Below are 16,142 nucleotides of genomic sequence, written 5' to 3' on the forward strand. Positions count from 1 at the left end.
CGATTAACCTTCCAGATCGGACTCAAGATCCCAGTCGGCGAACAAGTCGTCGACGTTGGTCGATTCGTCTTCGGTGCTGTACGAAGGTACGTCATCGATGGAATCGGCTACCAACAAGGCTTCGTCTTCGCCCATGAAGGCGGCGACGGCCGAGTCAATCTCGTCCATCTGTTGTTGGACTTCGGAAGAGGACGACGTCGATACGCGGATACCGTTGCGTACCAGTTCGTCGAATACCGCCGGAGCGATCAACGATTCGTAGCCAGTCCGTCCGCTGACCGATTCGACGTCGACAACCTTGTCGTAAACAAAGCTGATCGGCGTGTCCGAAACGATCGATGTAGGAGCATCGTTGACGATCATTTCGGTCGTCAATTCCGCGTGCAGGGCTTCGGTATGCAAGGCAGCCGTTCCACTCGAGACAAAGCTCGAGCTGGTTGCCGAGGCATAGGCCGTTTGCAGGATCTGAACGTCCAAGCTGGAGATCGTCTTGCGAACGCCTGGGTCCAGGGTGTCGTTCATCACGTCGCCAGGATTGTCGGTTTCGTCCAAGTGGAAACCGTAGTCATCCAAGGTCGCGACAAAGTCAGCACCCATGAACAACTTGCCACCGCTGTAGTCGGTAACAATGTTATCGGCGAAGCCGCTGTAGTGAGCCATGAAGCCGTACAAGTGACCCAGTTCATGCAAGATCACCGTGTACAGGTCGTACTGACCTTCGGCCGGACCGCCAACCAGATCGGAAGACCAACCCAAACCGGCACCGTCGTCATCAAGGGTCAGAATGCCGTAGGAAGGCAGACCATTTTCGTCGACTGCCAATAGTTGGGCTTCACCCAGTTGAGCATCGCCGTAGTCGGTGACGACCAGCTTGACGTCGATTGGGTTTTCTAGGCCCAAAGCTTCTTGCCAGTCGGTCAGTGCTTCGTCGAAGACGTCTTGCAGCGAGTCAGGACCATCCAGTTCGATCTTGCGTCCAACCCAAGACTGAGTGAACGTTTCTGGATAAGCGATGCTAGCCGCGTCGGTCTTACCCTTACCAAAGTTCTGGACGAAGAAGCTGAAGTCACCCAGACCAACGGTACCGTTGTTATCGAAGTCCAACGCAGCGACCAAGGCATCACTGCTTTGCAGCGAAGACTTGCCGAACGCTTGGACAAACTGGGTGAAGTCGGCCAGACCGATTGTTCCGTCGTTGTTGATGTCGTAAGCGACACCCCAGACGTCGAGATCAGCCACATCGGAAGCAACTTCCGTTGTACCGACACCCGTCAGACCCAACGATGCGTTTTCAGCAACCAAGCCAAGCGATTCGCTGTGGTACTCGTCCAAAGCGACATCAATGCCATTGGTTGGCAGTGACTCCAGTTTCACGCGACCCAGCAGGACAAAGGCTCCCTTGCCGAGCGAGTCCATTTCGGTTCCGCTACCCAGACCGACGATTTTGCCACCTTCCGCATCGATGGTACCGGTGCGGTTGAGCGACATCGAAGGTGCGTATTCGATTGCGGTCGCAGTGTACAGGTCGGTGTTGTACGACAGGTCGAGCGAACCACCATAGATACCCAAGGCGTCAGCGGTGTTACCCCAGACTTCCACCCACAGCGAATCCCATTCGGAAGCCCACTGGGCACTTTCTGGGAGTTCGGTAACCTGGCCGCTGGCATCGAGCTGGGTGCGTCCCTTGTTGACGGTGACGAACACGCCTGAGCCATCTTCCAGCGGTTGATTGTCTTGCTTGAAGACCGAACCACTCAGGTTCGCTCCACCGTTGACTTCGGCGACGATCGTGGCGTTGAGCAGCAAGTTGAAGTCGACCGCGGTCGTTCCGATTTGCAGCACTTCGTCCAACAAGATTCGGCTCAGGTCGAGGGTCAGCGTGAAGCCACCCACACCGTCACCGACGAGCATCGAGTTTTCGGCACCGTTGCTACCAAGCGACTTGCCGGCCAACGATTCGCGATCTGGATTGTTGAAGGTATTGTTACCGACAACAACCTGCTGATTCACGTCGGCGAACCCGGTACCGATGTTGATACCAACACCCTGCGAGTTGAATGTGGCACCACCGCTGGAAGCATTGCCAGTCAGGTTGATGGTCGAAGTGCCAGCGATTCGCAGAACCGTGTCACGAAGTGCGACGTTGGTGGTCGTTCCACTTCCATCGGAGGAAGTGATACCCATGTTGGCAGCACTGCCGGTGGTGGTATTGGGTGTGCCGCCTGCGGAAGCGGGTTCACCCGGACGATAGGAACCGGAATCGGAGAAGATCAGTTCACTACCGATGATTTCCATCGAAGTCGGGTTGGCGGCATCGCCGTTGAACACGACGAAGACCGTACCGGTGACGCTCGTGCTGTTGCTGCCGGCTAGTTGAGCAGCGACCTGATTGCCATCGATGGTGCTACCGTTGGTTCCAACCAGCAAACTGGCCAAGCTGTCTGCCGAGGAGATCGTGAAGGCAGTTGCATCCACCACCTCGACTGCCGGAGACTCGACCGTGACCTGGGCATCGAAGACGTCCTGTTGGATATCACCAGCACGTGGAACGGGCTGACCTTGAGCCGGAGCAGGGCTGACTTCGCTGGCATCAGCGGCGTTTGGCACGATCGAAGTTTCGGCATTACCGAAGTCAATTGACAACAGATCCGAAACCGACATACCCGACGTGCTAACACCGTCCAAAGCGGTCAGAGTGACGTAGCCGAGTCGAACGTATTCGCCGTTGTAACCTTCCGAATCGACGCCTGCTGGCAGATCGTCGAAGCCGAAGAAGGCATTGAAGTTCGAGATCTCACCGGTGGTGGGATTCACATCGATTGGCACCGTTTCGGATCCACCCAGCTTCAGTGGAGCTACTACATTGCCGGCCGTGGTGGTGACCAGGCTGGTGTCGAAGACCAACGCCAAGGTGACCGTGGCGAAACCTTCAATCCAGGCGTTGCCAGCGGTAACGTCTTCCTGACCAACCAGGGTGGTACCCCAGATTTCGATCGTGAAAGTTTGACCATCGGCGATCTTATCGATCGCACCTGGCAGTTGGCCTTCGCTGATGCCGGTGAATGCCTGACCGGAATCGGTTGGGCTGGCAACCGGGATCAACTTGAAGTCCACTGCCTTCTCGTTGGTTACCGATACGCCTACTTCCAGCGGCGAGGTAGCCGAGAGCATTGCACCGGAAGTTTCCTGAGCGGTGAACTCGATGGTGAACGGCGAACGATCCTGATTGACACCGTAGTGTACAAAGACAATCGTTAGTTCGTCGGTCGTATTGTTATAGCTAATGCTGTTGACGTAATCCAAAGCTTCGATGGCTGCCTTGTTGGCAATCGTCAGCGTCAGGTCGTCTCCTTCCGGATCGGTGAATTGACCGAGGAAGTTGTAAGTAGCATTGCTGTAGACCTTGGTGAAGAAGTCGTCCCCAACAGTACCAATTTCGGTCGCGGTCAGGTTGCTTTCATCAACGATCGGCAGGTCAAAGGCAGCTCCCGTCAGAACCGGTGCTTCGTTGATGTCGCCAATGGTGATGGTGAAGGTCTTGGAATCGGACAGCTGGTTCGAGCCTGGCGTTGGTCCGCCGTTGTCAGTGACTTGAACTTGCAGCGTATAAGAAGAAGCGGTCTCGAAGTCGAGTTGCGATGCATCGTCTACGGTGATGTTGCCGTTGGCATCGATGGCGAATACGCCTTGGCCGGTGCCGCCGGTGATCTGGAAGTTGAACGCGGTGTCACCAGCATCCGGATCGGCTACGGTTACCGTTCCTACGGCTGCCCCGTTGGCGGCATCTTCGCTGACGCCGAATTCGAGCGGATTGTTGGTGATCGCAGGAGCTTCGTTAAGATCGTTGATCGTAACGGTGACCGAAAGATCGGTTTCGTTCGTCGCTTCATCGATCGCAGTGACCGTGAAGGTGATCGACGAGTTCGCTTCAAAGTTGAGTGCGGCCCCATCAGCAATGGTGATTTCGCCGGTCGTCGCGTTGATTGCGAACGTTCCACTTGGATCGTCAATCGCGTAGGTTACGTTCTCACCTTCGGGATCGGTCGCGGATACGGTTTGTACCACGGTCACCCCAGCAGCGGTGTTCTCGTCTAGCGAGAAGTCGTAGTTGGCTTCGTCAAAGACAGCCGGTGGGTTCTTGAAGACGCGAATGGTCAACACGAATCCGCTGGTGAAGCCCAGGTCGGTATCTGAGTCGAGCGAACCGTCGCTGTAATCGTAAACCAACTCGAAGGTCATTTCGTCGGCAGTGAAATCAACCGCTTTCAAGCTGGTGATCGAACCGTCGCTGGCCAGAGCAAAGAATTCTTCGCCCGATGCACCGGTGGTTCGTTGCGAGTAGGCGATCGTGTCACCTTCAGGGTCGGTTGCCGTGAGCACCGAGGAGATGTTCCCCAGGTCAGTGATGTCGTCGGTACCTTCACCGTCGATCAGACTGTAACGGATGTCAAAGCTATCCGAAGGCGTGACATAGATCGGCAATTCGTTCTGCGGAACGATGTCGATGTTCAGGTCGCCGGTCACGGTGTTATTGGCTTCGCCGCTACCGTCGTTGGCCGTGATGGTCAGCGTGACGCTATCTGGATCAATACCTTCGGCGTCGAGCAAGGTCGGATCGACCACGGTGATGATGCCGGTATTCGGATCAATCGCGAAAGCACCAGAGATATCAACGCTGGTTCCCGTAACGACAGCTGCATCAAGCGTATAAGTCAGCGTGTCGCCGAGGTCAGCGTCAGCGAATGCGTTGCTGGCATCGTAAACCACGGTGCCTGCTTCAGTGCCGAAGGAAACGCTAGGATCCTTGGCGACGTATTCGTCCAACGACAACGTACCAGGATCGGTGAACGTTGGCGTGTCGTTGCGATCCGCGACCGTGATGGTCAGCGACTGCGTGCTGAATCCACCTAGGGCATCGGTCACCACCAGATTGATCGTGAAAGTACCGTTGGTCGCACCGTGCAGGTTGACGTAGTTGTAGTTGAGGTTGGTCGGATCAGCGACAACAACCGTCGAGTTTCCGTTTACTTCGGCAATAGCGAAAAGAGCAGCCAGAGCCGTATCAGGATGCGTGACTGTCGAACCTACGGAGAAGACGAGAGGATTGTCACCTTCCAGGTCGGTTGCCGTCAGCACCAAGGTGCCGTCGATCGGATCACCATTGTCCAGGACAACGTCATCTGGCAGGTTTTCGTCGATATTGACAGAAGTGCCAGGGGCAGGCGAGGTGAACTCAGGTGGCGAGTTCTGAACGACCGTGAAAGTGACACTGATCGTCTTCGAGTCGATACCATCCGACACGAGAACATTATTCAGAACGATGTCGAGTTCGCCGTCAGTCAGATCACCGAGAGTGATGGCCTGATCGAGAATGACGTTACCATTGGAATCCACATGGAAGAAGGCATTACCGCTGGTATCGGTGTAGGTCAGCGTCTGCATTTCTGGATCGACCAGACCCAAGACTTTAACTGTGTCCCCTTCTTCCGATACTTCATCGACCAAAGCTAAACGTACTAGGCCCAGGTCGAGCGTATCGCCTGGTACCGTCGGCAGTTCGTTGACATTGGTCAGGTTGATCGTGACGGTGGTGTTGGTCGTCTTCTGCGTGCCAACTTCACCAGCCCCATCGCCATCGAGGTTGTCGGTGACGGTGACATTCAACGTGAAGGTGTTGGTCCCTTCGAAGTCGAATACGGAATTGTCGGTGACCGTGATTTCGCCGGTCGATGGATCGATAGCGAAGTAGCTCGCTCCACTGCCACCACTAATACCGAAGGTCAAATCGCCAGGAGCACTGTCGTCGGCGTCAACGTCAGTTGCCGAAACGGTTCCGACCGAATCGTTAACCGCCGCGTCTTCCGGCAGCGAGAACGAAATTGGTTCGCCAACAAATTCAGGAGCTTCGTTTGCATCCAGAACGTTGATCGTGACCGTGGTGGTAATCGTCGATGCCGAACCAACTTCGCCAGCACCGTCACCATCCAAGTTGTCGGTGACGGTCACGTTCAGCGTGTAAGAAGTCGTCGTCTCGAAGTCTAGTGTCGCGGCCCCGAGAGCAGTCACAGTGACTTGGCCGGTGGTCGGATCGATCGCGAACAGGCCGTCGCCCGTTCCGCCAGCGGACAGACCGAATGTTAAATCGCCAGACATCGAATCGTCGGCGTCGACATCGGTCGCACTAATCGTACCGACCACCCCATTTTCGCCAGCATCTTCGGCGACGTCTAAGGTGATTGGCTCGCCAACGAATTCAGGATCCTCGTTGACGTCGATCAGATTGATCGTGATCGTTTTGGTGACCGTGTTGACCGCGCCAACTTCGCTGGCACTCAAATTGTCAGTCAGCGTGACGTCCAGCGTGTAGCTGTCCGTCGTTTCGAAGTCGAGGACGGCACCGCTGGCTACCGTGATGGCACCGGTGGCGGTGTTAATCTCGAACAAGCCGTCCCCCGTTCCGCCGCTGATACCATAGGTCAGTGAGGTATCGTCGGCATCAACGTCCGAACCGGTTACGGTGCCAACGCTGGTTGCAGCTGCCGAATTCTCCTCGACGCTGAACGTGTAGTCGGCTTGATCGAATGTCGGAGCTTCGTTGACGTCGTTCAGATTGATCGTCACCGACTGCGTGGTCACGAGACCTTCGCCACCAGCACCGTCGCCGTAGCTATCGGTAACTTGAATAGTGAGCGAGAAAGAAGTGATGTCTTCGTAGTCCAGCAGACTCGAATCAGCGACCGTAATCACACCGGTGGCCGGATCGATTGCAAATGCACCTTCGTAACCTGCATCGATGCCGCTGATCGCGTAGGTCAGAACATCGCCGGTATCGTTGCCGCTGGCCGAAACCGAACCGACGGTGCTACCGTTGGCACTGTTCTCATCTACCGAGAAAATTTGACCTGCATCGATCGAGGGAGCCGTGTTGCGATAAACAACAAAGACAGCCGAGGTTTGATTGCCAGCGGCGTCGGTGGCGACGAAGGTGAAGTTGTTGATATCGAAGTCGAGATCAACATTGTCCGACAGCGTGAAGCTGAAGTTCCCGGAACCGTCGGCAGTGGTCGTTGCGACAACGGCCGAGTTCAAATCGCGGAGTTCGACAACCGCATTCGCTTCCGAAGTACCCGTGAAGGTCGCTTGGCTTTGATCGGTCAGATTCGGGTGCGTAGTAGCATTGGACAGCACCAGATTGCTGAAGACCGCAGGATTGACCGTGTCGATCGTAATTACCAAGGCGGTCGAAATCGTGCTGGTGTTGCCCGCAGCGTCGGTCGCAGTAGCACTGATTGCGTGATTGCCTTCTGCCAAGCCAACCGTTGGAGTGATCGTGGCGACGCCCGAAGCGTTTGCCACGACAGTGCCCAGAACGCCAGCAATGCTCGAACTGAACGTAACCCGAGTCCCCGCTTCGGCAGTGACCGAGATGGTTGGCGTGGTATCGTTGGTGATGTTGTCTGTGGACGAGACACCGCTATCACTAGCTGCTGCTAGATCAACTGCGGTTGGAGCGGCTGGCGCGGTGGTATCAAACTCGAATACCAACGAGAACGGGGTAACACTGGTGTTGCCCAGTTCGTCTTCGGTCACGATGGTCAGCGTGTGCGAACCCGTATCGACAACCGACGAACCCAACAGGGCGTCCAGGTCCGCGATACTCAGGCCGAAGCTGATTTGGTTTTCACCAACAGTCAACGCGTTGATGTTTGGATTAGCCACCAGGTCGATCGAGGTCGGCTGGCCATCGATCGTCACGACCGCACTGGTGATTCGGCTGAAGTCGGTCACGGTACCGATGATAGCACTGTTGTTGCCAGCACCGTCGATATCGTTGGTGATGTTGTCGGTAGCTGAAATCCCGGTGTCGACAGCAACGCTGGCCGTAACCGCAGGAGCTTCGTTGTCACCGATCAAGTCGATAACGCATACCGGCTGGCCCATGGCCGAGTTAACGTACTCAAGCTCGAAGCCTTCAACGATCCCGTTGAAGTTCGCGTCGAAGCCAGCATCGTACTGCGACTCGTTGAAGTTGATTCCCCAGACCGTTTGGAAGTAGGCAGCCGTGTTGTGATTGCCAGCACCGCGTGCCTGCAGTTCAGCAGCTACCGCTTCGTAGTATTCCTGCTCGGTCACCATCTTGTCGGCGTCGGTCGAACCGAACTGCATGATCTCGGCGATGAACCCACCGGCCCCCGAGCCACCAACCTGAATGGTGAAGTTATCACCCGGATTGACCTCAAACAGCACGTAGCTGTCGGTCGTGCCGTTGACATCCGCCATCGCTTGCAGCAGCGGCACATGGTTGGCCGAGTTGGTGCGGTCGGTGTCCTGGACAAAGACTAGTGGTACATCTGGGTTCAGATCCCCACTGGTTCCCTTGATCCGCAGGGCGACGATTGCGCTTCCCGACGAAGAGTCGACTTCCAACTGGAGGTCACGCGTTTCTCCCGCGGATCCAATTTCCAGGTTGTCGACGAAGTCGAGCGTATTCGCGGCGAGCAAATCGCGGATTTCTAAAGATTCCAATCGCATTGCTCGAGTGCCGCGGACGGATTTACGCGACTTCTTAGGAGCGATCAGATTATCACGAACGGAATTAGTGTTCTTCATGCTTTGCACCAACGGCCAGTCTATGTTCCCGGGGAATGGTCGGTTTGCAGTTCAGTGTGGGGAGCGAGTTTGAGAAGACTAGGAAAGTGAGGAGGGCCCAGCCCTTTGACTCTGTTAAATCTGAACAGACACTCCACCTGGGTTAGAGAGGAGTGGTCGGTTCAGGTAGTTCCATTAAAATCAGGGGTTGTGCCAAATTCAACGAATTACCAGAGCCTTCGTTTCCTATTCTCGCCATTCTACCCAGATGTCGCCGAAAACTTGAGCTAACCCTTACATCCGTCGCGACTTACGGCGAGGGCACTTTTAGAAAAATATCTCTAAACAACTTCCACGATTGCACTTACGCCAACCGCATCTCTGCCAGCCCAATATTACCGGTGATTGTCCCCCCATAAGAGCAGATAGCGGGACATAACATCTCTACTGATTGTGCCGGGTTAAATCGCGCAAGGAGGGACAGGAAGGTAACGGCGACCCGCAAGGTTTGCCCCTTCCGATTAGGTCTCTCGTCTTCCCTCAGAGTTCCCAGGCGGGCAACTCGCTAGATAGCAGTTACGTCATGGCATTTCAAAATAGATAAGCACGGCAATATTTTCCGGTTCTGTTGCACTAAACCAAGTGATATCCGGCACTTCCGTCAAACTTTTAGTAGCTCTGAAACCGAATCCAATACGGAAAACGTGATTGTTCGTTGAGACGAGACCATTAGGTCAGGTGCCTGCGGACCATTACCACCGGAACTCAATCAAGTTGTACTTACCCTGCCGCACACCTCTCGGGGAACGGCTCGAGTACAAGGAATGGGACTTATGCTCCGTCGACTGACGACTGCAACCTTGGCAATGAGCGGCCTTTTGGCAAGCTTCAATGCGACCCTGCTTAACGCCCAGGAAATGGTCACTGAAGACCCGGCCGCCGCATCGTGGTATGCCGAGCAGGTTCACTACGAAACCGCCTTCACTGACGAGGCCGGCCAGGCTGTCGACATTGAAATGGCGAATTGCAGTTCCTGTCAGACTGGAACCTGTAACTCTTGCTTCGATAGTTGCTGCAAGGGAAGCTGGTTTGTCGATGGCTGGTTAGACCAGGGATATACGGCAAACACCGACCATCCCATCAGCAATTTCAACGGCCCACTCGGCTTCAATGATCGCGCGGACGACTACCAGATGAACCAGCTGTATCTGTCGTTTGGCAAGAATATTGCCGACGATTGCTGCGGATGGGATTTCGGCGGTCGCGTTGACGTGCTGTACGGGTCGGACTACTTCTTCTTGGAATCGAACGGTCTGGAACGTCACGGCGACGGTACCCGTCACTGGAATGGAACCGGTCCACGACAGAACAACACCCGTGCGTTATACGGTTTGGCTTTACCCCAGGCATACGCCGAAGCATTCATCCCGGTCGGTTCGGGCGTGAAGGTGAAGATGGGGCACTTCTACTCCTTAATGGGGTATGAATCAGCCATGGCCCCTGAGAACTTCTTTTACTCCCACAGCTACACCTATGTGTACGGCAACCCCAAGACGAACACAGGCTTCCTGGCTTCTTACAGCCCAACTACCTGCTTCACCCTGCAGGCGGGTATGACCAACGGCTGGGACAACTTCGAGAACATTAACGGTGCTTATGGTGTCACCCTTGGTGCCCAGTGGAGCAACGGTGTTTCCAGCTTGTCGTACGCCATGCACAACGGTAGCGAAGACCCAACCGGTGACCAAAACCGTTACAGCCATACGATTGTCTACACCCGCCAGCTAAACTCGCGTTGGAATTACACCTTCGAGCATGACTTCGGCGTGCAGAAGGACGCGTTCCTCGACTCATCGTTCGCGGCCGACAACGCGTTTTACTACAGCTTCACGAACTACCTGTATTACCAATGGTCGAACGAACTTTCATTCGGCGGTCGGTTCGAGTGGTTCTGCGATGAAGATAACTGGCGAATTCAACAAGTGCCGATCGAAGCGTTCTATACCGGTCGCAACTACTACGACATCACGTTGGGTGCCAACTGGCGGCCATGCGATCACGTGCTCGTGCGTCCTGAAGTACGTTACGACTGGTCTGACTTGAATCCGCTTGGCACGACGGGTGTCTTCAACGACTTCACCAAGGACGACATGTATACGTTCGCCCTCGATGTGGTGTTGTTCTTCTAATCGTGGGAGCAGGCTCGCCCGCACTGCTATCATTCCGCCGCTATCAACCGTAGCGGCGGAATCGCGCAAATCCAAATAATTGGAATCAACCCACCCGGACGGAATGACCGATACGATTCATACGATTTCGTAGAATCGCCCCCCAAGGTTTGCGCGGGACCGCAACCGGCAGAAATAGATCATGAAGCAACTAAAACTCACCCATGTCTTGGCATGGTCCGTCGTATTGGGATGCCTAAACGGTTCGACTTTGCTGGCCCAGACAGGCAAACCTGTCCGCGTGGTTCGAGCCGGATCCGTGGCACAACCCACGACAACACCGGAAGTGGTACCTACGTCGGCCCTGACGGAAGTGCCACTTACCGAGACCTACAGCCCGACTTCGCTCACCTCCGAAGCAATGGCCTACGAACAAGCTGACTGCCCAACTTGCAGCACTTGCTTCGACGACGTTTGTTGCTCACAGTGGTTCTTCAATGGGTGGCTGGAACAAGGCTTCACTGGCAATCCCAACTCAGATGGGGGCGCAAACGGACCGGCCGGGACCAATGGTCCTTTGATCTTCAACGATCAAGCCAACGAGTACATGCTCAACCAGCTTTACCTCAGCGTCGGTCGCAAGGTAAACCGCGATGGATGTAGCTGGGACATTGGTGGTCGCGTCGACGTGCTGTTCGGTACGGACTACTACTTTGTACAAGCCACCGGCCTGGAAACGCGAGACGACAACTCGCAGCATTGGAATAGCGGCAACGGTCCGCGTAACGCTGGCAATGCTGGCCTGTACGGCCTTGCTTTGCCACAGTTCTATGTGGAAGCGAACGTTCCGTGGGGCAATGGATTGAACCTGAAAGCAGGTCATTTCTATACCATCATGGGCTACGAGTCGGTCATGGCTCCTGAGAACTTCTTCTACTCGCACTCGTACATGATGCAGTACGGCGAGCCGTTCACGCATACCGGCATGTTGGCCAGCTACGAAACTTCGCCATGCATGACCTGGTACGGCGGGATTGTCCGCGGTTGGAATACGTTCGAGCAACCCAACGGACAAGTCAGCTTCCTAGGTGGCTTCCGCTGGGTCAGCCCGCATGAAGCGACGAAGCTGAACTTTAGCATCATTACCGGCAGCGAAGATCCAACCGGTAACAATAATCGCACGACCTACAGCTTGGTCTTCCAACAGCAGATCAACCAGTGCTGGACTTATGTCCTGGAGCACAATCTTGGCACGGAAGAAAATGCCCGCCTGACCACTTCCAATACCCTGGCCCAGGCCAACTGGTTCGGTGTGTCGAACTACCTGTACTACACCGTTGATTCCTGCCTGGATGTCGGAGCTCGCTTCGAGTGGTTTGGCGATCCCGATAACGCTCGCGTGTTCGGTTTGTCGAACGACAATCTGGTTAGTGGTGGGAACTACTACGAGCTGACCTTCGGTGCCAACTACCATCCCACCAGCTGGTTCGTTCTGCGTCCAGAACTGCGATACGACTGGAGCGACCTGTCAGCTCCCGGCATCACAGGTGCCTACAACAACGGCACCTCTAAAGATCAGTTCACGATCGGTTTCGACTTGATCACGGTGTTTTAGTTCACAACGTACTAATTCACATCGTGATCAGCATCCGTCGTTACTCTTCGTCGCCAAAGAATTGATCGACAGCGGCGACATAGAAGGTCTCGTCGAACGATTCGATTTCTCCGTCAACGAGTCGTTCGCCCGGCAAAATCGTGCTGCTCATCATACCTTCGCTGGTATGATCCAAACCAGAAACATGCCCCAACTCGTGCAGCAGCACCGAGAGCAAGTCGATCCGCCCAGCTGCCGGTGAATCAGCCGCAGCTACGCGACGTCCGCCGTCTGCGGACACCGTGTACTCGGAAGAATCGAGCGGGGTGCTATCGACAAACCAGCCCCAGCCTGCCGCGTCTTGATCAAGATAGATCACGCTGCCAACGGTCTTGGCCAATTGCGTTCCATCGAGATCCGCGATCTGAATGGAAATGGCGTTCGTATCGGACGTGACCGTTGGCGAGATGATAAACGCTGGCAACTGCGAAGTGATTCGCTCGACATCACTCATGGCCAACAAACTGGCCGAATCTTCCGGACCGAACTGAGGTGCCAAGATGGCATTGCTCATCGCGGCATCATAAACGTCGGCCGAGATCAAGTGCCCGCTAACCTGGCTTTGATAGGTCGAGCCCAGTGCCGATTGGAAGTATGAGAAACCCGTTCCCTCCAAATCGCCACTCAGATCGAAGTCGACAAACTGCGCAGAGTTTCGGTTTCCGACGGCAGCCATGAAGTCGCTGAAATCGCGGATGCCGACTTTACCGTCGTCGTTCAAGTCGTAGATCATCGGTAACAGTCGGGTCGATGGTGTGGCATCGATCGTTGGCGAATCGATCACGCCAACTCGGTCCACCGTCATCGAAGTATTCGATACCGATGTCAGGAACTCCGAGAAATCAACGCCCAGCGATTCACCCACGACGGGTGCTGCCAGACCGTTGGCTAGGGGCGTGAAGCGAACCTTGCCGAGCAGCACGCGTTGTCCACCGCCAAGTCCATCGATCGCCGAAGTTGCATTCAGCCTTACCGTGCCGGCCGTGTTATTGGTAGTGTTGCCGCTACCTGCGGTGAAGCCAGGTCCGATCAGAATCGAGCTTGCTCGGTACATGGTCGGATCAAAGTTAATGGTGGCCGACGCCGCAGTAATGGTATCGCCGCCTGACCCGTCAGCCGTCACCCAGACCTCCACCCAGAACGTATCCCACTCTTCGATGATTTGATCGCTCTGAGGCAAACCGATGACCGCGCCTTCACTGTCGACACTCGTCGCATCTTTGACGGCGGTAATCGTGAACTGGCTGGCGTCACGCACATCGACAGTCACCATCGCCGTGCTTTCCAGCCCTGAGTCGTTGATGGTGTAGGTGAACGTGTCCGTGCCGGTGAAGTTGGTTGGCGGCGTGTATTCGACTTGATCCCCGACGACAACAACTGTTCCACCAGCGGAAGTGAATCCAGATGGGAGAACAACGATCACCGGATCATCTTGCTCGTTGGCGGCCCCTTTATCGTCATTCTTCAGTACGGGCAATAGCGTGGCAGAGTCACGATCAGCAATGAACAAGTCGTCGAATGCCGTCGGATCGTCGTTGATCGAAGCGACCAACAACGTGACCGTAGCCGGCGTACCTGCCAAACCAAATTCGTTGGCAATGTTGTATTGGAAGCTAACGGTGCCGTTGTAATCGGTGGGCGGCGTATAAGTCACCTGACCGGTCGCCGCATCATAAGACAAGTGCCCCACTGCCGGTGGCGTGGTGACCGTGAACGAGTCGAGAACAAACTCGCCGTTCGCGACGCTATCGTTTGACAACGGGGTGAACACGACCGAAGCATCTTCGGTCAAATTGACCGTATCGTTCACCAAGGTATTTGGCTTGGCGATCGTCACCTTAATTGCCTGGTAGTCGACTAGGTTGTTCGAAAGAATCCCAGCCGGGTTGGTCGCCGCATCGATTGCCACTCCCTCGTCCGATACCGCGACGTACATGAAGTAATCGCCCGGAGTCAAGTTCACGCTGGTATTGATCTGAACCACGCCAGTTTGCTGATTCACAACAAACGACATATTCGCCGGAGCATTCGACAGCGAAGTATAAACAAGCGTATCGCCGTCAACGCTAGTGGCATTCAATTGGAAAGTCGTACTTCCGCCCGGTTGCAGCGTCACGTTCGGAACGTACGAGAAGAAGGGGCGATAGTCTTGCGTATCGGCTACCGAAGAAACCGTAAACGTGCGGCTGATCGTGTTTCCTTGGCCATCCGATACCGTCACGGTTACCGTTTCGCCACTTGGCAAGTTCTCAGGCAACTTGAGTCGCAAGACCGCGTTTTCGGTATCGGTAAACACCGAAACCGAGTCGACCACCACATTCCAGTCAGGCTGCGTGCTTAAGTTGGGATTGCCACCTGATCGCGAGTAAGCCGTCGGTGTCTTACTGATGGACTCACGAACACCTTCCCCTTCGGTCATGAAACCGAAGACGGGATAATTGAAATCGAGGGACGACTGATCCCCTTCGATCACATAGAACTGTGACGTTCCAGAGTCGTCGTAGTAAGTCTTCGCCAGGGCGAGCATCCCGGTCTTATTGTTTCGCAGGTCCGGGTCGTAAGAATCCATGAGGTTCGCTTGAGTCGAACCGTCGGTGACCTGGCCAGCTTGAATCACGAATTCGTCGTATACGCGATGGAAGAGCATTCCATCGTAGGCGCCTGACTCAGCCAGGTCGATGATGCGGCTGGTGATATTCCCGGCTTCATCTTCGAATAAATAGAATTCCATATCGCCAAAACGTACCGTTGACACGCGCAAGCTACGGTTGTTTTGCAGAACGGTCGTTTCAATCGTGCCATTAGAGGTGGTCACCGTGTAGGTCAATGTTTGCCCGGTAGGCGAGTAACCATCTAATGCAACGTGGTAAGACTGGCCCGCTTTGAGATTCAACTGGTCAGGAATCTCGGCGAAGTAGATTGGCTCGCCCTGAGGAATAGTGATTCCTGCCGCGTTGACAATGTCTTCAACCGACGGATCCGATCCCACCAAACGAACTTCGTTAGCAGTTCCCTCGTTGAAGATCCATGTCGGATAGGAAGTAATATTTTTAGCGATGCCGATGTCGTTGGTTGCGTGGTCCGGGCTCGATACTTCAACGAATGGTAGATAGTACTGTCCCTCGCCAAACTTTTCCTTCATGGTTGTACAGTGTGGGCACCAATCGGCACCGTACATTTTGGCACCACTGGCTGCGATCGCTTTGGCCAACGCGATCATGTCGACATTTTCGTAGGTCGTACCGTTGATCGTCAGCGATTCACCTTCCAACGCCAAGTCGGTATTGCCCATACCAGCATCAAGCAGCTCGCGTGACTCGAGCTGCTGGACTAGATGTTGTCCTTGGCCCGGACGGCGAGATTTGCGGGCCAGGGCAGGGGCGAGTCGCAGTTGGCGAGCCTTGGCTCTCAGGGCAAAGAATGTCGCTACGATCAGGCACAACGAGATCGCAGCGGCGGCACTGATCGTAAGGCTGAAAGATAACTCGGTCATGGAGCGAATCGACTTAAGTGCATGTACAGGAATCTGTTCCGACCCGGCGAGATCGCATGCTCATCTTGTGTGGAATTTTGCGGTTTCGCCGAAAACTCCATCGTAGTCAGGGTGCGATTCTTTTCCAACGATCGACGGTCGACAATCCCCAGAAACGGAACCGTCCGTAGAGCTTATGACGTTTGTAGGGGCCGTTTCGTTCCACTCGGCGCACAAAAAAAGCGTGGAACGTAAGACG

At 55.0% G+C, this 16,142-nt stretch carries 4 protein-coding genes; 2 read left to right on the forward strand and 2 right to left on the reverse strand.

What is annotated here, in order from left to right; genetic code table 11:
- Positions 1-3 precede the first annotated feature (3 nt).
- Positions 4-8,610: a cadherin domain-containing protein gene (locus C5Y83_RS12115; protein WP_105330003.1), complete on the reverse strand. Its 8,607-nt coding sequence runs from the start codon at positions 8,608-8,610 to the stop codon at positions 4-6.
- An 812-nt stretch (positions 8,611-9,422) separates the two neighbouring features.
- Between C5Y83_RS12115 and C5Y83_RS12120 the strand changes: the two genes are divergently transcribed.
- On the forward strand, positions 9,423-10,778 hold the full coding sequence (locus tag C5Y83_RS12120) for a porin (protein ID WP_158262332.1): 1,356 nt from the start codon (positions 9,423-9,425) through the stop codon (positions 10,776-10,778).
- Between the two features lie 181 nt (positions 10,779-10,959).
- Positions 10,960-12,372, forward strand: a complete 1,413-nt coding sequence (locus C5Y83_RS12125) for a porin (protein WP_105330005.1) — start codon at positions 10,960-10,962, stop codon at positions 12,370-12,372.
- 40 nt (positions 12,373-12,412) lie between these two features.
- Here the strand turns inward: C5Y83_RS12125 and C5Y83_RS12130 are convergent, their stop codons facing one another.
- A complete protein-coding gene (locus C5Y83_RS12130; RefSeq protein WP_105330006.1) occupies positions 12,413-15,904 on the reverse strand; it encodes an Ig-like domain-containing protein in 3,492 nt (1,163 codons plus the stop codon).
- Positions 15,905-16,142 lie beyond the last annotated feature (238 nt).

It is taken from the genome of Blastopirellula marina, from assembly GCF_002967765.1.
Classification (GTDB): Bacteria; Planctomycetota; Planctomycetia; order Pirellulales; family Pirellulaceae; genus Bremerella; species Bremerella marina_A.